This window comes from Sporosarcina sp. G11-34 (assembly GCF_026931025.1).
Window position 1 is genome coordinate 102,230 of sequence record NZ_JAHNZW010000006.1, and the last position, 21,158, is coordinate 123,387.

Below are 21,158 nucleotides of genomic sequence, written 5' to 3' on the forward strand. Positions count from 1 at the left end.
TCTTTCTAGTTGGCATCCGCATAATTGAACTTTTCTTCCGCAATTTGCATATTGTCACGCATAATTCTGTACGCTCCACTTTGCCCTTCTTCAAGCTCTATTGTTATACGTTTTGTCAGATTTGTAGTAATCATAAACTCTTCGAACACATCGTTCATGGAGTGATTTCTATCTTGTATAAAGATACGAATTTGTTGAGGTTTTAGTTCTGGTTCTTTTGGCTGTACTGTTTCTCCCTCTTCTTCAGGGTTTTCAACGTCTTCTTCACTAGCACCCTCATCAACAGCATCTGCCAATTCTGGTTTATATTCTATCAATACGGAAGAGACAATATGCTTCACAGGTTTTTTCTCGACACCTTGCGATAAGACGACAGAAACACTTCCACCTTTCGCAATTTCTGCTTCAGGCGCTGGTTGTTGGGAAATAACCCTTCCGGCAGGTACGCTTCCGGAATACATTTCTTTCGAAATAGTTACTTTTAGCCCCGAACTTTTTTCATACTCCGCCAATTCTTTTTTATCGTATCCACTAAGATCTTCGAGAACAACTACTTCTTCACCTTTACTCACTTTAAATTTGAGAACTGTTTCTGATGGAATAATTTCCGTACCTTCTGCTGGATCTTGACTAATAATTAGCCCGGCAACTTGATCCGAAAACACTTCCTCGGATTCAATTGATTTAACATAGTTTGCTAACAAACTTGCAACTTGCGTAAAACTTCTACCTGTATAATCTTCAAGTTCATCCGTTTCTTTACCGATACTTACGTACAGTGAAACAGGTGATCCAAAATCCCGACTTCTTCCGACTTCTGGGTTTGTCTGAATAACTTGGCCCATTTCGAATTCATCAGATGTTTGCTCAATTACTTTATCTAAAACAAACCCATCTTCCTCAAGCAGTTTAGTCGCTTCTACTTCATCTTTCCCAATGACATCTGTTATCTCTACTTTTTTGGGACTAATCATTCCAGGAAGGAAAAGGATTAGAAGTGCTATAACGAGAATTCCGGAAAGAATTGAAACAACAATGGGCCATTTTTTCTTCTTTTTAATAACTCCGGGCGAGGTTGGTTCCAGTTGTACAGGTTCGACTTTTTTCGTATCTGTAACGTTTTCAAATCGATTTGCATCTGTAATTACAGGGATTGCACGTGTCATATCATCATCGTATGGAATTGCGAACCTTTTTTCGTTTGCACGTTGTGGCAGCAGTACTGTCGCTAAATCATCTTGCATTTCATCTGCCGATTGATATCGATTTGAAGTATTTTTTGTAGTTGCTTTTAAAATGACGTTTTCCACACTTTGCGGAATCGATGGATATAATTCTCGAACAGATGGCGTTTCTTCTTGTAAATGCTTCAATGCAATTGAAACGGCTGACTCACCTGAAAAAGGCAATTTGCCCGTAAGTAGTTCGTAAAATACAATTCCGACCGAATAAATATCCGATTTTTTTGTCGCCATGCCACCGCGCGCTTGCTCGGGTGACAAATAGTGAACAGTACCTAAAATCGAGTTCGTTTTTGTATGTGCCGTGGCACTTAGCGCCATTGCAATACCGAAATCCGTTATCTTTACATTCCCATCTGAATCCATCAATATGTTTTGGGGCTTAATATCCCTATGAACGATGCCGTTATAATGGGCATTGGAAATAGCCGAAATAAGTTGGTGCATAATTGGTAAAGCTGCTTCAGGTGACAAAGGCCCATTTGAAGTGATGAATTCTTTTAGCGTTTGGCCTTCCACATATTCCATGACTAAATAGTGAAGCTCACCCTCTTCACCAACATCAAATATATCGACGATATGTGGATGAGTTAAACTTGTTGCTGAAAGTGCTTCCCTCATAAATCTTTTCTTCAGATCTTCTTCGTTTGAAAAATCATAATTCAGTATTTTAATTGCAACGTTGCGATCCAAAATGACATCATGTGCAAGATATACTTTTGACATCCCGCCGCCGCCAATATATTTAATGATTTCATAGCGGCCACCAACTCTTCTTCCAATCATGGAGCATTCACCTCCATATCAAAAGGTTTTAATGCAATAACTGAAATATTGTCTTCTCCGCCCTGACTATTTGCAAGTTCTACAAGCGTTTCAACTTTTTCCCGCAATCCAGTTTCGGACAACATAATATTCAACATCGATTCGCTATCTACTTTATTGCTCAACCCATCTGTGCAAATAAGCAAAAATGTGTCGTCATCAAGTTCAATGGAATGTAAATCGGGGTAAATATGTTTTTCAGATCCTACTGCTTTCATAATCCAATTTCGCTGTGGATGCACTTCCGCTTCTTCTTCAGTGATTTCTCCACTGTCCAGCAGTACATTCACATAGGAGTGGTCCCTTGTAATTTGGTGTACGCCGTCTTGATTGATCGCATACACCCGACTGTCACCTACATGGGAAATAAGACATGAACGACCTCTTACAAGCGCCACTTCAAGTGTTGTTCCCATTCCTTCTAATTCATCGTTTTCACTTGCATATTCAAAAAGTAGCCGGTTCACATGAAAAATTGCTTCTTTCAACCATTCAGTCCAATTTTCCTCCGTAGTGAACTCTGAACTATCGAGTTCCATGAATTGTTCACCGATTACTTTAACTGCAGTAGAACTTGCAAATCCGCCACCTTGATGACCACCCATGCCATCCGCTATAATCGCAAGGATTATTCCTTCGGGATGCGTATAGACCGCTGCGCTATCTTCATTAATCGTTCGTTTTTTACCGATGTCCGATAGAACTTCGAATTGCAACATATATCCCCCGTTTCCACTTCACATTCTTTTGTTCACTTTTTTCGGAAAGCAGTTACAAAGAAACCATCGCTTCCAAAATGTTGTGGAAGTACTTGTAGTAAATTGCCTTCAAACTGTAATTTTTCATTTCCAGTCAGATGGGGTAACGGAATTGTTTCCATATCTGTGTGACGCTCAAGAAAACTAGACACGACGCCTTGATTTTCTGCATACTCCACGGTACACGTACTGTAAACAATTACTCCTTCTGGTTTGATGAGTTCTTTTGCCGTATCAAGAAGCTCTGATTGAATCTTTACGAGTCCATCAAAATCAGCTGCCGTTTTAACGTATTTTATTTCAGGCTTTCTACGAATTACACCAAGCCCACTACAAGGAGCATCAACAAGAATTCGGTCAAATGACGAGCTTTCGTACAATTTAACCAATTCCCGGCTGTCCCCGCTTTTTGTTGAAATCGATGAAAGTCCGAGCCTTGTCGCATTTGCTTCGATAAGTGCTAATTTATGCTCGTGAAGATCATGTGCAAAAACTTCGCCATCATCGTTCATTTTCTCGGCAATATGAGTCGTTTTACCACCAGGTGCGGCGCACATATCAAGTACTTTCATACCCGGTTTGACATCGAGTGCAACAACTGGCAACATTGAGCTTTCATCCTGAATCGTAACAAGTCCTTTTTTATAAGCAGTCGTTTTTGAAGGGTTTCCGGATCCCGAAATGATACACTCCTCGACAACTTCCCCGTTTCTAATTTGGATACCTTCCGATTCAAGGGATTCAACAACTTCTTTCATTGTTGCTTTAGCCGTGTTTACCCGCATCGTCATATGCGCTGGATTGTTATTTTCATGCGCCATAATTGTCGCTTCTTCTACACCGTACAACTCAATCCATCTTGCAATGAGCCATTCCGGGTGACTTGTTTCAATCGAAATTCGAATCACTTCATCTTCTATTTCTTCAAGCGAGCGGACACCTTTACGCAACACCGAACGAAGGATACCATTTACTGTCGGGGCAATTCGTTTATGGCCACGTCTTTTAGCGATTTCAACTGCTTCATGTACAACTGCGTGTGGAGGAATTTTCGTTAAATAAACGATTTGATAGAGTGACAACCTAAGTAATTCTCGAACCCAACCGTCTAATTTTCCACGTACAAACGGCTCCAAATAATAATCGAGTGTCATTCGCTGTTGAAGCGTTCCATATGTCAGCTCTGTTAAAAGGCCACGGTCCTTCGCTTCAATTCCATACTTTTCAATCGTACGATGGAGTAATAAATTACTGTATGCCTGATTATTATTTATTTCCATTAAGATTGACAGTGCTGCATCGCGTACGTTGCCGTTCCATATTTTCTTTTGCGGTCTCTTCACTCGAACATGTCTCCTTCATTCCACTGTGCACCATTACCTCTAATAAATACTTCGGCAGACAATCGTTTTCTTCCGGCTGGTTGTAAATCTGTTATCGCAAGTCCAATATTATCGCCTGTTTTTACAATAATTCGATCTTTATCAATATGTAAAATTGTACCCGGTGCAGCATTTTCAGTTGTTTGGACTTTTTCGCCCCACCATACTTTCACATTTTCACCTTGAAAAACCGAATAAGCGACTGGCCATGGGTGAAGCCCGCGAATTTTATCGTAGATTGCTTTCCCGCCTTGTGACCAATCAATTTTTTCCTGTTCACGTGATATGTTACGCGCGAAAGTTACTAAAGATTCATCTTGCACGATTCGTTCATTCGTTCCTTCAAGTATAGATGGCAACGTCTTTTCTAGTAGATCCATACCGACTACTGACAACGTTTCAAAAAGATTTCCTGTATTTTCTGTATCTGAAATTGGAACAGTTGCTTGGGAAATAATATCACCCGCATCTAGTTTTTCCACCATATACATAATCGTGACGCCCGTTTCTGTTTCCCCATCAATAATTGCTTGGTGAATCGGCGCTCCCCCGCGGTATTTTGGAAGAAGAGACGCATGGACATTTATACATCCAAGCTTTGGAGCATCCAGCAATTCTTTCGGCAAGATTTGTCCAAATGCAGCTGTAATAATAAGATCTGGTTGAAGCGCAATAATTTCTTCAAGTTCAGATGATCCGATTAACTTTTCTGGTTGAATTATCGGTAAACCAAGCTTCAACGCTTCCACTTTTACAGGTGGTGGCGTAAGTACGCGCTTCCTTCCAACCGGTCTATCTGGTTGTGTCACAACAGCTTTTATGTTGTACCCTTTTTCGTGAAGCATCGCTAAAATTGGGGCAGAAAAATCGGGAGTTCCCATGAAAACAATGGATTTCATAGGTCATCCTCTCCTTCTTCTTGTAACCGTTCCAACTCTTCAAGATCTACGACTCGAATAATTTTCGATTCAAACAAAATACCATTCAAATGATCAATTTCATGAAGGATCGCACGTGCCTCATATCCTTCCGCTTCAAGTTCATAAAGTGCCCCATTTCGTTCTTGTGCTTCGATTTTCACGTAAAATGGACGCTTTACTTCACCGTAAAGTCCCGGGAAACTAAGACAACCTTCAATTTCAATTTCTTCTCCACCAATTGCAGTGACGACGGGGTTAATCATTTCAATAATATCTTGCCCTTCATCAAAATCAACGATTGCTACTTGAATGGGTTCTCCTACTTGAGGTGCCGCTAAGCCTACCCCATCGGCTGCAATCATTGTCTCGTGCATATCGTCAAGTAGCTTCGCCAGTTTCTTATCGAATTTAACTACTTCTTTACATTTCATATCTAATATTGGGGATGGATGCTTCACTATTTCTTTTATTGCCAATTCAATTCCTCTTTTCTTTTCAATAAATGGATGTCGGTTCAACATCAACAGTCATTACAAGACCCGATTTCATCCAATTTGTTTTATATAATTTAATAAGTTGTTGCAACGCTTCAGTTAGTTTCGGTTCTTTTTTGTATTTTAACAGACATTGGTACCGATATCTATTGTTAACACGGCTAATCGCGGCTGCTGTTGGCCCAATTATTACGGTTTCTTGCGACAAGTTTTCTTTTAAATAGCGTGCTCCTTTTTCTGCGAAGTCGGCCACTTTTAACAGATCTTCATGAGAAAACTGAACAAGTGTCACAAAATAGAAGGGAGGATAACCGAATTGTCTTCGTGCAAGCATTTCGTGCTTATAAAACGGTTCGTAATGTTGCTCTTTAGCTAGTTCGATTGCATAGTGATCTGGGGTATAGGTTTGTATGAAAACTTCGCCGGGCAAATCATGCCTACCTGCTCGTCCACTTACTTGTGTCATCAGTTGAAACGTTTTTTCGGCCGCACGAAAATCGGCTAAATGCAATGTTGTATCCGCTGCAAGAACACCTACAAGTGTAATATTGGGGAAATCCAATCCTTTTGCAATCATTTGTGTACCGAGTAATATATCCGCTTTTCCTTCACTAAACTGCCGTAGTAGTCGTTCATGGGACCCTTTTTGCCTTGTCGTATCTACATCCATTCGAAGGACACGTGCTACCGGAAACAATTTCGCAATTTCCTCTTCCACTTTTTGAGTACCTGTTCCGAAAAAACGAATATGTTCACTTGTACATTCTGGACAAGCAAGAGGGACGTTTTCCTCATGACCGCAATAATGACACTTCAGTCGCTCATGTGCACGATGATAAGTAAGCGAGATATCACAGTTCGGACACTCAACAACCGTTCCGCAATCTCTGCATAAAACGAACGCAGAAAAACCACGTTTGTTTAAAAATAAAACAATTTGCTCATTTGCCTCCAAGCGCTTACGAATCGCTTCTGCTAGTGGCACTGAAAACATCGAACGATTTCCCGTTCGAAGCTCTTCACGCATATCCACGATATTCACTTCGGGAAGTTGCTGATTTCTGGCACGCTTCATTAATGTTAAAAGGGTGTACACACCTTTAGAAGCCCTAGCATACGATTCCAAAGACGGAGTCGCACTTCCAAGTATGACCGGACAACCATAATACTCGGCGCGTCTAATAGCCACATCTCTTGCGTGATAGCGTGGTGTATCTTCTTGTTTATACGTCGATTCATGCTCCTCGTCGAGAATGATAATACCAACATTTTCAAACGGAGCAAAAATAGCCGATCTTGCACCAACGACAACTTTCACTTCGCCCCGGTGAATTTTACGCCATTCATCGTACTTCTCACCCGCGGATAATGCACTATGCATCACAGCGACGAGTGGTCCAAAACGAGCTTTAAAGCGGGATGTCATTTGTGGCGTTAAGGAGATTTCCGGTACGAGAACAATTGCATCTTGTCCTTTAGCTAACACTTCTTGAATCGAACGCAAATAGACTTCAGTTTTTCCGCTTCCCGTAACGCCGTGCAGAAGAAATGTTTCTGCTTTGCCGCTCTTTATAGAAGTTGACAGTTGAGCCAATGCCACTTGTTGCTCATCCGTTAACTGTTCTGGAATGGCTACATCCTTCATACCCGGCGCTTCGGGTTCGCGGTACACTTCAACGTATTCTTCAATGGCAGCCCCCCGCTCGATGACTGCTTTTAGAACAGACGGTTGAATATTTGTTAACTCGAAAAGTTGCTTCGCACGCAAAGTTTGTCCTTCATTTTCAATCATCCACTGAATAAGTTCTGTTTGTTTTCTAGCATTTACATGAAGAGATTCCAATATGCGTTGAAGTTCGGATTTTTTTCCAATTCGAATCATTCGTTCTTTCTTTACAGCCGTTTTTTGCCCAACTGTCGTATCTACTGTAATAATGCCTTCCGCTGCATACTTTTTCAATACTCTTAAAAAGTCGAATTCAATTGCCTCTTTCATAGACACACGTTTTCGACCCGCAATAAAACGACTAAAATCTTCACTTTCTATTTGTTCAGGTTCATTGACGACAATAAACTTCTCGTATTTTGCACGCATAGCAGCTGGCAACATCACTTGCAATGCATCTATTTCGTAAGACAACGTTTGCACGGCAAGCCACTTCGACAGTTCCAATAACTCTTTTGAAAGGACCGGCTCAAGATCGATTAGTTCATCGATTTCTTTTAATTTATCAATTTCCAGTTCACTTTCATTTTTCAAACGAGTGACATATCCTAGTACGTTTCTTCGACCGAATGGTACTTTTACCCGGACACCCGGTTCTATTATCGATTCTATCACTTGCGGAACAATGTAATCGAACGGCCGATCAATTGGATAAGCCGCCACGTCAACAATAACTTCAGCGATCATGAATGACCCCAAAGCCTTCCTCTTTAATGATATTTTCTAATAAAAGATGTGCTAATTCTTTTTTAGACATTGCTGGATATGGCGTGTTTGTACCGCTTTTCGATAGTAATGTGACAACATTCGTTTCGCTACCAAATCCACCATCTGGATCGGTTACATCATTAACGACGATGAAGTCCAAGTTTTTCCCTATCAGTTTAGTCATTCCGTTTTTCAATACATTCTCAGTTTCCGCCGCGAAGCCTACAAGAAGTTGCTTTTCTTTTCTTTCACCAAGCGTTTTTAAAATGTCCGTTGTGCGTTCAAGTTCAATAACAGCAAGGTCCTCACCTTTTTTAATTTTCTGGGGATGGATTTCCGCTGGACGATAGTCCGCTACTGCCGCTGATTTAATAACAATTGAAGCATCCTCGTAATTTTCGCATACCGCATTAAACATTTCAGCCGCACTTTCTACATCGATAACCGTTACTCCGGCAGGTTTCGGAAGACTAACAGGACCGGATATTAACGTCGTGTCAGCGCCGAGTGTTACGGCGGCTTCTGCCATTGCATAGCCCATTTTTCCACTCGAGAAATTTGACACATACCGTACTGGGTCAATACGTTCCCTCGTTGGTCCAGCTGTAATAACAACCTTTTTTCCAGTAAGTGGTAAGTTTTTCGGTTCGAACCGCTCGCTTATAAGCTCAACAACTTTTTCTGGTTCTTCAAGACGACCTTTGCCTACATAGCCACATGCCAAAAAGCCTTCAGATGGTTCGATAAATCGGTAACCGTCTTCAGCCAGCCTTGAAATATTACGAATCACGGCCTTGTTTCCATACATATTGACATTCATAGCAGGTGCAAACCAAACTTCCGCTGTCGTTGCAAGGAGGACAGTTGACACCATATCATCGGATATCCCGTTCGCTACTTTTCCTATTACATTTGCCGTAGCTGGTGCAACAACGACAAGATCTGCCCAATCGGCTAAGTCAATATGTGCAATAACAGAGGAATCTTTTTCGTCAAACGTATCGAAGAATACATCATTGCGTGACATTGCTTGAAAAGTTAACGGTGTGACGAACTCCATCGCTGATTTAGTCATGACAACTTTCACATCCGCGCCGGCTTGTGCCAACTTGCTGACGAGCGCGACTGATTTGTATACTGCAATTCCACCCGTTACACAAATAAGAATTTTTTTATTTACTAACACTGCCCTCTTCCTTTCTAAAATGACAAACTCCCAAAGAAAAATCGATTCTAAGGGAGTTGCACATATTTTTTAAATTTCGTCTTCGTAAATAATCGATTGGTCTTGTGTTCTTTTCGTTAAAACGCCTGCAGCGACTTCTTCAAGTGCCCTACCTACGTTCTTTTTCGATTTGTATGTTGGAAGCAGTTCATTATGAAGCTCCTGTATTTCTCGGGCACGTTTTGAAGCAATCGTAACGAGCGTGTATTTCGAATCAATCTTTTCTTTCAATGAGTCCACGGATGGATGTAACATTTATTTTTCCCCCTCTAACATATGTAAGTAAATTTTCTCGACGCGTTCTCTACGACAATGTTCGGCAATAACGATTGAATTGATTTTATCGCAAGCATTTTTAACTTCGTCATTTTCAACAACATAATCGTATAAATTCATCATTTCAAGCTCTTCTCGTGCTTTTATAATACGTGAAGCGATTACTTCTGACGGTTCAGTTCCTCTTCCGACGAGCCTGTCTTTAAGTGCGGACAAACTTGGGGGTGCAAGGAAGATAAAAAGACCATCTGGAACTTTTTCACGCACTTGCGCTGCACCGACAACTTCAATTTCAAGAAACACATCTCTTCCAGCATCGAGTGTTTCATTGACATAGTCAAGCGGTGTTCCATAATAATTACCGACGTATTCCGCGTATTCAAGAAGTTTTCCTTCTTCAATTAGCTTTTCAAATTCATCCCTCGATTTGAAAAAATAGTCTACTCCGTCTACTTCGCCGTCACGTGCGCTTCTGGTCGTCATTGAAATAGAGTATTCATAGTTCGTATCAGGCTGTGTGAAAAGTTCTTTTCGTACCGTTCCTTTACCTACACCGGATGGGCCAGATAGAACGATTAACAGTCCCCGTTTTTTATGCATGCAATCCCTCTTCTTATCTAGTCTAATTTACAGTCAATTCTGGTATTACCCTAAGGAGCACCAATTTTTAAAATCAAAACAACTTGTTCATATTATAGCATATCTAGCACCCAGAGTGCTAAAATGGTACTAAACGAATTGAAAGAGGAATCAGTATGGCATTTGACGGTTTATTTACAACGGCAATGGTTCAAGAACTGCAAGTCCTCCAAAATGGACGCATTTCACGTATTCATCAGCCGAATGCACAAGAGCTCGTGTTTCTTATTCGAGCGGGCGGACAAAATCACAAACTTCTTATTTCAATCCATCCATCTTATTCAAGGATTCAACTGACTGACGAATCGCTTACAAATCCTGCCGAACCCCCACTGTTCTGTATGGTATTGCGAAAACAACTTGAAGGTGGCACAATTACATCCATTAATCAGTACGGTTCCGACCGGATTATTACAATTGATGTACGAGCAAAAAATGAAATCGGGGATGATATGGAGCGTAGAATCCATGTCGAAATAATGGGTCGTCATAGTAACTTCATTTTGGTCGATCCGACGCGCAACCTAATTATCGACGCCCAGAAGCATCTCCCTCCTTCTGTAAACAGTTACCGAACAATTTTACCGGGACAAACGTACATACCCGCTCCCCCTCAAGAAAAGTTAGATCCTTTTTTAGTTGACTCTGCACAATTTACAGCGTTACTTCAAGGGGTTGAAAGCGGACGCGACTTCGTTAAAATACTTTCGGGCTTTTCTCCGATAAATGGTGAGGAGTTGCTATTTCGGCTAAACAACAATCAACAACAAGAGCCATATGAAGTGTACAAAACATTCTTATCCGCATTTCAAGGAATAGACAATCATCCAAACATTTCCGAAATCAACGCAAAAACAGTATTTTCTGCAGCCGCATTAACGCATGCCGACAAACAACTAGCGGAGTTTAGTACGTTGAGTAATCTTTTGGATAAAGTGTATTTTGAACGTGCCGAAAGAGAACGAGTCAAATCTCAAGCGTTTGATTTGGAGCGATGGCTCGACAATGAAATTGCCAAATTGAACTTGAAAATAAAAAAACTTATAAAAGAAAAATCGAATGCTGGAAAACTCGATACGTTTCAATTATACGGCGAGCTTTTAACAGCAAATAGTTACCAGATTGAAAAAGGACAAACAGAGGCGATCGTAAATAACTATTACGAAGAAGGAACAACTGAAACAATCCCTCTTGACCCTCGAAAAAATGCAATTGAAAATGCACAGCGATTTTATTCAAGATATTCGAAAGCGAAAACGGCTTTAATAATGATTGCGCAGCAACTTAAAATAGCAGATGAAGATATCGAATACTTTGAAATGATCAAGCAACAAGTAATTCAAGCTGCACCGGAAGACATCGAAGAAATTCGCGAGGAACTTGCAGAACTCGGCTTGATGAAAGCAAGAAGGGGCAAGAAAAAGAAAAGACCTAAAAAACCTGCTCCAGAGCAGTATGTCTCATCTTCGGGCATAAAAATCTCTGTAGGAAAAAATAATAAACAAAATGACTATTTAACGTTTAAAGTAGCCGCAAGGAACGATATTTGGCTCCATACGAAAGACATCCCGGGTTCGCATGTCGTCATTCATGACGGAGAAGCAGATGAAGAAACAATCCAAGAAGCTGCAATGCTCTCTGCTTATTTTAGTAAAGCACGAGGTTCATCATCCGTTCCGGTCGACTATACGGAAGTGAAACATGTTAAGAAGCCGAATGGCTCCAAACCTGGATTTGTTATCTATTTCGAACAAAAAACGCTATTCGTCACACCAGATGAAGATCTCGTCAGGAAATTACGGAAATAAAATATGCGATTCCATTTGTCTAATCGACTTATGGAATCGCATTATTTGTATATGTTGAAACAGGGATTTCCGCTAAAAAAATCGTTGAACCGGCTCCCTTTTCGCGGGCATTGCCCCAGCCTCCTCGCTACGCTTGCGGGGTCTTCGGCTAATGCTATTCCCGCTGGAGTGTCGCCTTATTCAACGATTTTCGGGTGTGCTAAAATAAGGTCTTCCTAATTTAAACACCCCTCTAGCGAAGGCGGCCGCCAGGGTAACCGGAGCAATAAGACAGAAGTGGGAGGAAGTTCACTCTCTCCTTGTTGTTAGTCAAATTCTTTAGTTCAACATATATAGGTTGAACTAAAGAATGTGACACCTAGTTGATTGTAGTGGAGAGCGGCGACTCCAGCGGGAAAGCAAGAGATCCGAGACCCTGGACGGAGCGTAGCGAAGGAAGCGGCTCGGTCCTTGCCCGCGGAAAGCGTCCGCTCGCAACGGAAATCAACGGCTCCGTAAAGTGATCATCATTAGACTTTTTCAGGTTAGAATCTTTAGTTCAGAATATATAGGTATATATATTTATTTAGTCAAAAGACCCGCCTTGAGTTTTCCGTGCCAATCAAGTAAATCGATGATTGCTTTTTCTTCAATTGATCCGCTATCTTTTGCTGCTTCAGCAAGTGCACCGAAATCTGTCAAGCTGTTATACGTTAACCCTTCAGCTGCAAATGTTTCATCGGCTTTTTTAAGCTCATATGTAAATATCGAAACAACACCAGTTACTTCAATACCTTCGGAACGAAGAGCTTTCGCTGCATTTAAACTACTTCCTCCTGTTGAAATCAAATCTTCGATAATAATCGCTTTATCACCTTTAGCTATTTTACCTTCAATTTGACGACTTCGTCCGTGACCTTTTGCAGTTGAACGGATGTACACCATCGGCAATCCTAAAATATCCGCAACCCATGCAGCATGTGGAATGCCAGCTGTTGCAGTTCCCGCTACGACTGTCGTATCCGAATAATTTTCACGGATTAATTGTGCAAGTCCTCCTGCAATTGTTTTACGTCCAATTGGATCTGCCATTACGAGCCGGTTATCACAGTAAATCGGTGATTCGATTCCCGATGCCCAAATGAATGGATCATTTGGATTGAGCTCAACCGCGCCTACATTTAATAAAATTTGTGCAATTTCTTTTTTCCCCATCGTCATTTCGCCCCTTTCCATTGTGCATTGATAATGTTATAAGCGGCCAGTGGATCATTCGCACCCGTAATCGCTCGTCCTACGACGATATGTGTAGAACCCGCAAGTCGTGCCTCTTCCGGTGTTGCAATTCGTTTTTGGTCATGCGCACCGCCATCAGCGAGTCGAATGCCTGGTGTTACTTTGAAAAATTCTTTGCCGCAAACATCAGTAAGTACTGCCGCTTCGTGAACAGAACAAACAACACCATCGAGCCCGGCCTCTTTTGAAAGTTGTCCGTAATGAAGGACAGACTGTTGTAGTGACACTTCAATCAACTGCTCTTTTCGAACTTGTTGTTCATCCGTTGATGTAAGCTGTGTCACAGCGATGAGTGAAGGCCGGTTTTTACCCATAGGGGTTCCTTTATCAAGCCCTTCAAGTGCTGCCTCCATCATCGTTTTTCCACCTGCCGCATGGACGTTTACAAGATTTGCACCCATTCCAGCAAGAACTTCCATCGATGATTTCACTGTGTTCGGAATATCATGCAATTTCAAGTCGAGAAACACATCATATCCTTGGTCTTTTAACCGAGCAACAATAGAAGGACCCTCTTTATAATAAAGTTGCATACCTACTTTCACGTTTAGACCACCATCAAATGAGTGAAGAAAATCGAATGTTTTTTCCGCCGAATCAAAATCGAGCGCAATGATTGGTGACGTATTCACAGGCGATGGCTCCTTCCTATTAGTTCGGATATTTGATTAATACCTAATTCGTCCAATTTAGCCGGTAATTCTTTAATGATTTCTGGACAAATAAACGGATTTACAAAGTTCGCTGTTCCAATTGCAACCGCGCTCGCACCTGCCGATAAAAAATCGATTACGTCAATTGTATCTTTAATACCACCCATTCCAATAATCGGAATGTTGACGGCTTGACTTACTTCGTACACCATTTTAAGTGCGACAGGTTTAATAGCTGGACCAGATAATCCACCTGTAATATTCGCGATGATCGGTTTCCCTGTTTTTTCATCTAAACGCATTCCAAGAAGCGTATTAATCATCGTGATACCATCTGCTCCGCCTTCTTCAACTGCTTTTGCAATTGCGGATATATCCGTTACGTTTGGCGAAAGTTTAACGTACACTGGCACTTTCGATACCGCCTTCACAGCCGCAGTCAGTTCTCTTGCAACTTTAGGATCTGTACCAAATGTAATTCCACCTTCTTTAACGTTTGGACATGAAATATTGAGCTCCAATGCCGTCACGTTAGGAGCTGTAGAAATCACTTTGGCAACTTCTACATAATCCGCCGTTTCTGTACCAGCAACGTTTGCAATAATTGGCACATCGAATTTTTCCAACCATGGAAGTTCATTTGCCATTACACCTTGAAGTCCTGGATTTTGAAGTCCAATTGCATTCAGCATGCCCGATGACGTTTCTGCAACACGTGGCGTTGGATTACCTAGTCTTGTTTCAAGTGTTGTCGCTTTAATCATAATCGCTCCGAGAAGTGACAAGTCATACAGATTGCCATATTCCTGGCCAAAGCCAAAACAACCGGATGCTGGCATAATTGGATTTTTCAATTGAAGTCCTGGTAAATCTACTGATAATCTATTCATATTGACACCATCCCCGCAGGAAAGACTGGACCATCTGAGCATACTTTTATGTATGCTTTATCGTTTCCTTCTGTTGTTTGACAAACACAAGCGAAACATGCACCAATTCCGCATCCCATACGTTGTTCGAAAGACAGAAAGCCTTTCTTCCCTGTGTACATATTTTGAACCGCTTCAAGCATTGGCATCGGGCCACAGCTATAGTATGTTGAAAAATCATTACCTAGATTCTCCATGACTGTCGTTACAAATCCCGCAGCTCCTTTTGTTCCGTCAACAGTCACAATATGCGTTTCGCCGAGAGTAGAAAACTCTTCTTCGTAAAAAACGACATTGTCTGACTGAAAACCTAGTACATGAATACATCTCACGCCTTTTGCAGTTAATTGCTTAGACAATTCATAAAGAGGAGGCACACCGATGCCCCCTCCAACAAGGACAGCTGTTTCACCCGGTGCTGTTTCTGCAACTGGAAACCCGTTGCCTAGTGGACCTAGGACATCGACTTCGTCACCTTCGCGCTTTTTTGAAAGTTCATTCGTTCCTTGACCTTCCGCGCGATATAAAATTGTCATTTCATTTTCTACTTTGTTGATTGATGCGATGGATATTGGGCGTCTTAACAGTAATTCATAGGAGTCGCTCACTCGAATGTGGACAAACTGCCCCGGAGAGGAAATCTCTCCGACCAGTTTACCTGACAACTTCATTTCGAATATGTTGTGCGCAACTTGTTTTTGAGACGTAACTGTCATTCGATCTTGGATAATCATATAATTACCTCCTGCTTGGACATGGCCTCCGTTTGAAACTTCATCGATTCAATGACGCTAAGCATAGCCACGGCCGTATCTAAAGAAGTAAAACATGGTACCCCATTTTCAACCGATTCACGACGAATTCTAAATCCGTCACGTGCTGGTTGTTTACCAACCGTCAATGTGTTGATAATGAATTGTGCTTCTCCTTTTTGAATAACGTCAAGAAGTGTAGGACCGTCGGAACCAATTTTACCGACCGTTTTAACGCGGATTCCTGCATCTTCTAAAACATTGGCTGTTCCTTCTGTTGCCATAATATGATAACCGATATTTATGAAGCGCTTCGCAATTCCAATCATTTCTTCTTTATCTTTATCAGATACGGTCATAAGTACTGTTCCGTATTCTTTGATTTCCATTCCTGCCGCTACAAGCCCTTTGTAAAGTGCTTTTTCAAGCGTAACGTCTTTCCCCATAACTTCTCCTGTTGATTTCATTTCAGGTCCGAGTGTAATATCTACACGGCGCAACTTAGCGAAGGAAAACACAGGTACTTTCACGTAGACACCCGTTGGTGGTTGTGCAAGTCCACCTTTATATCCTTGGTCTATAAGCGATTGGCCAAGGATTGCTTTCGTTGCAATGTTTGCCATTGGAATATTTGTAATTTTACTTAAGAATGGCACCGTCCGGCTCGATCTTGGGTTGACTTCAATGACGTACACTTCATCTTCCGAAATAACATATTGAATATTAAGTAGACCGATAATATTAAGTCCGCGCGCCAGTCGAGTTGTGTAATCCGTAATTGTTTTTATATGTTCTTGTGATAAGTTTTGTGGTGGGAATACGGCAATCGAGTCACCTGAGTGAACACCGGCGCGTTCTATATGCTCCATAATCCCTGGAATTAGTACGTTTTCACCATCACTAATTGCATCCACTTCAATTTCCGTACCTGTCAAATACCTATCTACAAGTACCGGTTGTTCTGGACTTGCTTCAACCGCATGCTCCATGTAATAGACAAGTTCTTCTTCTTTATAGACGATTTCCATTGCACGTCCACCAAGTACATAAGAAGGCCTTACTAACACTGGGTAGCCGATTTCATTTGCAATCGTAACAGCTTCTGGGACCGTTACTGCTGTCATTCCGAGTGGTTGTGGAATGTCGATTTCACGCAGTGCACGTTCGAACTTATTACGGTTTTCTGCACGGTCCGTGTCTTCAAGAGTCGTTCCTAAGATTTTTACGCCGCGTGCTTCAAGACCCGCCGCAAGATTAATAGCTGTTTGACCACCGAATTGAACAACAACACCTTCAGGTTGCTCAAGATCGACGATATGCATAACATCTTCAAGTGTTAGCGGTTCAAAGTAAAGTTTATCGGAAATGGAGAAGTCAGTCGAAACGGTTTCCGGGTTATTATTGATAATGATTGCTTCATAACCGGATTGTTGAATAGCCCAAACAGAGTGCACGGTTGCGTAGTCAAATTCCACTCCTTGACCGATTCGAATTGGTCCCGAACCTAAAACGATAATGCTTTTTTTGTCTGTCTTAATCGATTCGTTTTCCTCTTCATATGTTCCGTAAAAGTATGGTGTATCTGATTCGTATTCACCGGCACATGTATCTACTTTTTTATAAACAGGAACCATGCCGCGCTCTTTACGCCAATCGTAAATTGTTTTCTCGTCTGTTTTCCATAGCTCTGCAACTGTTACGTCAGAGAAACCTAGACGTTTTGCTGTATATAATGTTGAAGCATCATACGGACTTGCTTCTAGCACTTTTTCATATTGAACAATCTTTTCAAGTTTTCTAAGGAAAAAGACGTCGATCATACTCCACTCATGAAGTGTTTCAACTGTCACGCCTCTACGCAATGCTTCACCTATGAAGAATAGTCTTTCATCGCCAGCACGGCGGATACGTTTTTCAATCCATTCGTCTGTCATTGTATCGCCATTTTTCAATGACAAATTAAATTGACCTGTTTCAAGTGAGCGAACTGCTTTTAAAATTGACTCCTCGAATGTCCGTCCAATCGCCATTACTTCGCCCGTTGCTTTCATTTGCGTACCAAGATTTCGTTTTGCTGATTCAAATTTATCGAATGGCCAGCGTGGGATTTTCGTAACGATGTAGTCTAGTGCCGGTTCGAAACATGCATATGTCGTACCTGTAACTGGATTCATCATTTCGTCCAATGTTAGCCCTACCGCGATTTTCGCTGCAATTTTTGCAATTGGATATCCAGTTGCTTTCGATGCAAGTGCCGAAGATCTACTTACCCGTGGGTTCACTTCAATAATGTAGTAGTTAAATGAATTCGGGTCGAGTGCAAGTTGTACGTTACATCCACCTTCAATTTTCAATTCGCGAATAATTTTCAATGACACATTTCTCAGCATTTGATATTCACGGTCCGTCAGCGTCTGGCTTGGTGCAGCAACGATGGAATCCCCTGTATGAATACCGACCGCGTCAACGTTTTCCATATTACAAACAACGATTGCATTATCCGCCGAGTCACGCATCACTTCATATTCAATTTCTTTGAAACCAGCAATTGATTTTTCAAGAAGACATTGTGTCACTGGGCTATATTTCAAACCGCTTGCAACTGTTTCTTCTAGTTCTTTATCGTTTTCACAAATCCCGCCACCTGTTCCACCTAGCGTAAATGCCGGACGAACAATAACCGGGTAGCCAATTCTTTCAACGAATGCATAAGCTTCCTCAAGATTATGGATAATATCACTTTCTGGAACTGGTTCGCCAAGTTCGTTCATAAGTGTTCGGAATAAGTCCCGATCTTCTGCTTTATGGATTGCATCTAATTTTGTACCTAAAATTTCAATGTTTAGTTCGTCCAAAATACCTGATTCATGAAGCTCAATTGCCATATTCAAGCCTGTTTGTCCACCAAGTGTAGCAAGAAGTGCATCTGGACGTTCTTTACGGATAATACCGCTCACGAATTCTAGTGTAATTGGTTCAATATATACTTTGTCAGCAATTTCTGTATCCGTCATAATTGTTGCAGGGTTTGAGTTAATTAAAATAACTCGGTACCCCTCTTCTTTCAATGACAGACATGCTTGTGTTCCTGCATAGTCGAATTCCGCTGCTTGTCCGATAACAATTGGTCCCGAACCGATAACTAAAATGGTTTCAATATCTTCGCGTTTAGGCATTTAACTGCTCCTTCCGGTTGTTGGTTTTCATTAAGTCTGTAAATCTATCAAAAAGATGATTGGCATCTTCAGGTCCAGGTGAAGCTTCTGGATGAAACTGAACGGAAAATGCATTATATTCCGTATTTTTTAAGCCTTCGATGGATCCATCATTTAATGCCTTATGAGTAATTTCAAGATTGGTTCCACTTAAAGATGCTTCCTCAACCGCATAACCGTGGTTTTGTACAGTCAATTCCGTACGACCGGATAACAAATCTTTCACAGGGTGATTTCCCCCGCGATGACCATTTTTCAACTTTACTGTCTTTGCTCCGCAAGCAAGAGCCAGTAATTGGTGTCCAAGTCCTATACCAAATATAGGCGCTTTTCCTAGCAATTCCTTAATTATATCGATTGTCACTTGAACGTCTTCCGGATTTCCGGGACCGTTCGAAAGGACAATGCCATCCGGGAACAAGGAAAGGATGACATTTGAAGGCGTATTAAATGGCACAACAATTACATCGCAATCTCTTTTGTTTAACTCTCTTAAAATTCCGTGTTTCATGCCACAATCAATCAAGACAACCCGTTCTCCACGACCTGGACTTGGATATGCTTTTTTTGTAGAGACACGAGTTACAAGGTTTGTCGGTAACTTGTAAGCTTTTACGTCCTCTAACTTATCTTCTACAGACACGGTATCTCCAGCCGCGGTTAGCATTCCTTTAAGGGCTCCTTTTTCACGTAGAATACGCGTCAACTTTCGCGTATCAATTCCTTGAATACCAGGGACCCCTTTCATCATAAGGACGTCGCCTAAACTCATGCCACTACGAAAATTTGAAGGTTCGTCTTCCAACTCACGTACAACAACGCCGTTTACAGCTGTTTCAATCGATTCAAAGTCATCGCGGTTCACACCGTAATTCCCAATTAGTGGATAAGTCATTACAATAATTTGCCCACAACCTGATGGATTCGAAATGGTTTCTTGGTACCCTGTCATACCCGTCGTGAAAACTGTTTCACCGATTGAAGCGTTGTCCGAACCAAATGCAGTACCTTCGAAAATCGTTCCGTCTTCCAATATGAGCATTCTTTTTTTCATCATTTTCCATCCTCCCAAACAACTTTTCCACCATATATCGTCGTTACCGGCCAACCTGAACATTCCCAACCGTCAAATGGCGTATTTTTTCCTTCTGAAACAAATGTCGTGCGATCTATTTTTTGTTCTTTGTTTAAGTCAATCAATACAAGATCCGCCGGAGCACCTTTTTCAATTTTTCCATAAGGCAAACCGAAGACATCTGCGGGTTTTATCGTCATCCAGTCAATCAGTTGTTGCATTGTCCATATCCCTTCTTTTACGAAGTTTGTATATAAAAGTGGAAATGCCGTTTCAAGACCCGTTATACCAAAAGGTGCTGTTTTCATACCGACAGCTTTTTCATCCGCTGTGTGTGGTGCATGATCCGTTGCGATGAAGTCGAGCGTACCGTCAAGCAATCCTTCACGCAATGCGTCTAAATCTTCTTGTCCACGAAGTGGCGGATTCATTTTCCAGTCTGCGTTGTCCCCTGGAATATCATTTTCCGATAAAAGTAGGTGATGTGGGCTTACTTCTCCCGTTACGTGGACACCCGCTTTTTTCGCGTCACGAATCACTCGTACCGACTCTTTTGTACTTACGTGGCAGACATGGTAATGTGCACCCGCCGCTTCAGCCAATAAAATATCTCGTGCGATATGTACAGATTCCGCAATCGAAGGAATTCCTAGTAAACCAAGTTCTTTATTTCTTTTTCCTTCATGCAACGCGCCGCCGTAAATAAGTGTGTTGTCTTCACAATGCGCAACAATTGCCATACCGATTTTGGCTGCATCTTGCATCGCTTCATACATCATTCCCGCTTCTTGTACGCCGACACCGTCGTCAGTAAACGCGAACGCACCATGTTCTTTTAACTCCGCAAGATTCGTTCTTTCCTTGCCCGCCTCACGAATTGTAATAGACGCATACGGAAGTACACGAATAAGTGCATTTTCTTTAATAAGGTTATTAACAAGCGTTAAGTTTTCTTTCGTGTCCGGTACAGGCCTCGTATTTGGCATCGGACAAATCGTTGTATATCCACCTTTTGCTGCCGCAAGTGTACCGCTTTTAATCGTTTCTTTATGTTCTCCACCTGGTTCACGTAAATGAACATGAACGTCTATGAAACCTGGCGATAGGAATAACCCTTCACCACGAATCACTTCGGCGTTTGACACGTCCAAATTGGTGCCTACCTCACTAATGGTATCCTCCGTAATTCGAACATCCCCTACGATTATTTCACCTTCATTGTTTAACATTTGTACACCTTGAATAAGTTTCCCCATA

General features: G+C 41.6%; 17 protein-coding genes. 1 reads left to right on the top strand and 16 read right to left on the bottom strand.

Annotated elements, in window-relative coordinates; translation table 11 throughout:
• Positions 1-5: 5 nt before the first annotated feature.
• The 9 genes from pknB to gmk all read right to left on the bottom strand — a co-directional run bounded on the left by pknB (position 6) and on the right by gmk (position 10,155).
• A complete protein-coding gene (gene pknB, locus KSU66_RS10090) occupies positions 6-2,027 on the bottom strand; it encodes a Stk1 family PASTA domain-containing Ser/Thr kinase (protein WP_269051323.1) in 2,022 nt (673 codons plus the stop codon).
• Positions 2,024-2,785 (bottom strand): Stp1/IreP family PP2C-type Ser/Thr phosphatase, encoded by a 762-nt coding sequence (locus KSU66_RS10095; RefSeq protein WP_269051324.1) that lies wholly within the window; start codon positions 2,783-2,785, stop codon positions 2,024-2,026. The genes pknB and KSU66_RS10095 overlap by 4 nt, the downstream gene beginning before the upstream one ends.
• 32 nt (positions 2,786-2,817) lie before the next feature.
• Complete coding sequence (gene rsmB, locus KSU66_RS10100; protein ID WP_269051325.1) at positions 2,818-4,167, bottom strand: 16S rRNA (cytosine(967)-C(5))-methyltransferase RsmB; 1,350 nt, start codon at positions 4,165-4,167, stop codon at positions 2,818-2,820.
• Positions 4,164-5,105 carry a methionyl-tRNA formyltransferase gene (fmt, locus tag KSU66_RS10105; RefSeq protein WP_269051326.1) on the bottom strand — a complete coding sequence of 314 codons (942 nt, stop codon included), beginning with the start codon at positions 5,103-5,105 and terminating at the stop codon, positions 4,164-4,166. The genes rsmB and fmt overlap by 4 nt, the downstream gene beginning before the upstream one ends.
• Positions 5,102-5,602, bottom strand: coding sequence for a peptide deformylase (def, locus tag KSU66_RS10110; RefSeq protein ID WP_269051327.1), 501 nt, complete (start codon positions 5,600-5,602; stop codon positions 5,102-5,104). Before def ends, fmt begins: the two co-directional genes overlap by 4 nt.
• A 19-nt stretch (positions 5,603-5,621) precedes the next feature.
• On the bottom strand, positions 5,622-8,033 hold the full coding sequence (priA, locus tag KSU66_RS10115) for a primosomal protein N' (RefSeq protein WP_269051505.1): 2,412 nt from the start codon (positions 8,031-8,033) through the stop codon (positions 5,622-5,624).
• Entirely contained in the window at positions 8,023-9,240 is a 1,218-nt protein-coding gene (gene coaBC, locus KSU66_RS10120) for a bifunctional phosphopantothenoylcysteine decarboxylase/phosphopantothenate--cysteine ligase CoaBC (RefSeq protein ID WP_269051328.1), read from the bottom strand. Before coaBC ends, priA begins: the two co-directional genes overlap by 11 nt.
• A 69-nt stretch (positions 9,241-9,309) precedes the next feature.
• On the bottom strand, positions 9,310-9,534 hold the full coding sequence (rpoZ, locus tag KSU66_RS10125) for a DNA-directed RNA polymerase subunit omega (protein WP_269051329.1): 225 nt from the start codon (positions 9,532-9,534) through the stop codon (positions 9,310-9,312).
• A complete protein-coding gene (gmk, locus tag KSU66_RS10130) occupies positions 9,535-10,155 on the bottom strand; it encodes a guanylate kinase (protein ID WP_269051330.1) in 621 nt (206 codons plus the stop codon).
• Between the two features lie 155 nt (positions 10,156-10,310).
• On the opposite strand from gmk, the gene KSU66_RS10135 reads away from it, so the two are divergent.
• Positions 10,311-12,002 carry an Rqc2 family fibronectin-binding protein gene (locus KSU66_RS10135; RefSeq protein WP_269051331.1) on the top strand — a complete coding sequence of 564 codons (1,692 nt, stop codon included), beginning with the start codon at positions 10,311-10,313 and terminating at the stop codon, positions 12,000-12,002.
• Between the two features lie 561 nt (positions 12,003-12,563).
• Here the strand turns inward: KSU66_RS10135 and pyrE are convergent.
• From pyrE to KSU66_RS10170, 7 genes are read right to left on the bottom strand one after another with little or no spacing between them, the layout of a single operon-like run.
• Positions 12,564-13,202, bottom strand: a complete 639-nt coding sequence (pyrE, locus tag KSU66_RS10140; protein ID WP_269051506.1) for an orotate phosphoribosyltransferase — start codon at positions 13,200-13,202, stop codon at positions 12,564-12,566.
• Positions 13,199-13,909 (bottom strand): orotidine-5'-phosphate decarboxylase, encoded by a 711-nt coding sequence (gene pyrF, locus KSU66_RS10145; protein WP_269051332.1) that lies wholly within the window; start codon positions 13,907-13,909, stop codon positions 13,199-13,201. The genes pyrE and pyrF overlap by 4 nt, the downstream gene beginning before the upstream one ends.
• Positions 13,906-14,820 carry a dihydroorotate dehydrogenase gene (locus KSU66_RS10150; protein WP_269051333.1) on the bottom strand — a complete coding sequence of 305 codons (915 nt, stop codon included), beginning with the start codon at positions 14,818-14,820 and terminating at the stop codon, positions 13,906-13,908. Before KSU66_RS10150 ends, pyrF begins: the two co-directional genes overlap by 4 nt.
• A complete protein-coding gene (locus KSU66_RS10155; RefSeq protein WP_269051334.1) occupies positions 14,817-15,593 on the bottom strand; it encodes a dihydroorotate dehydrogenase electron transfer subunit in 777 nt (258 codons plus the stop codon). The genes KSU66_RS10150 and KSU66_RS10155 overlap by 4 nt, the downstream gene beginning before the upstream one ends.
• The gene (gene carB, locus KSU66_RS10160) at positions 15,590-18,787 is read right to left on the bottom strand and encodes a carbamoyl-phosphate synthase large subunit (RefSeq protein WP_269051335.1); all 3,198 of its coding nucleotides are present in this window, start codon (positions 18,785-18,787) and stop codon (positions 15,590-15,592) included. The genes KSU66_RS10155 and carB overlap by 4 nt, the downstream gene beginning before the upstream one ends.
• Positions 18,780-19,880, bottom strand: coding sequence for a carbamoyl phosphate synthase small subunit (locus KSU66_RS10165; protein WP_269051507.1), 1,101 nt, complete (start codon positions 19,878-19,880; stop codon positions 18,780-18,782). Before KSU66_RS10165 ends, carB begins: the two co-directional genes overlap by 8 nt.
• Positions 19,880-21,157, bottom strand: coding sequence for a dihydroorotase (locus KSU66_RS10170; protein ID WP_269051336.1), 1,278 nt, complete (start codon positions 21,155-21,157; stop codon positions 19,880-19,882). Before KSU66_RS10170 ends, KSU66_RS10165 begins: the two co-directional genes overlap by 1 nt.
• Position 21,158: the final 1 nt, after the last annotated feature.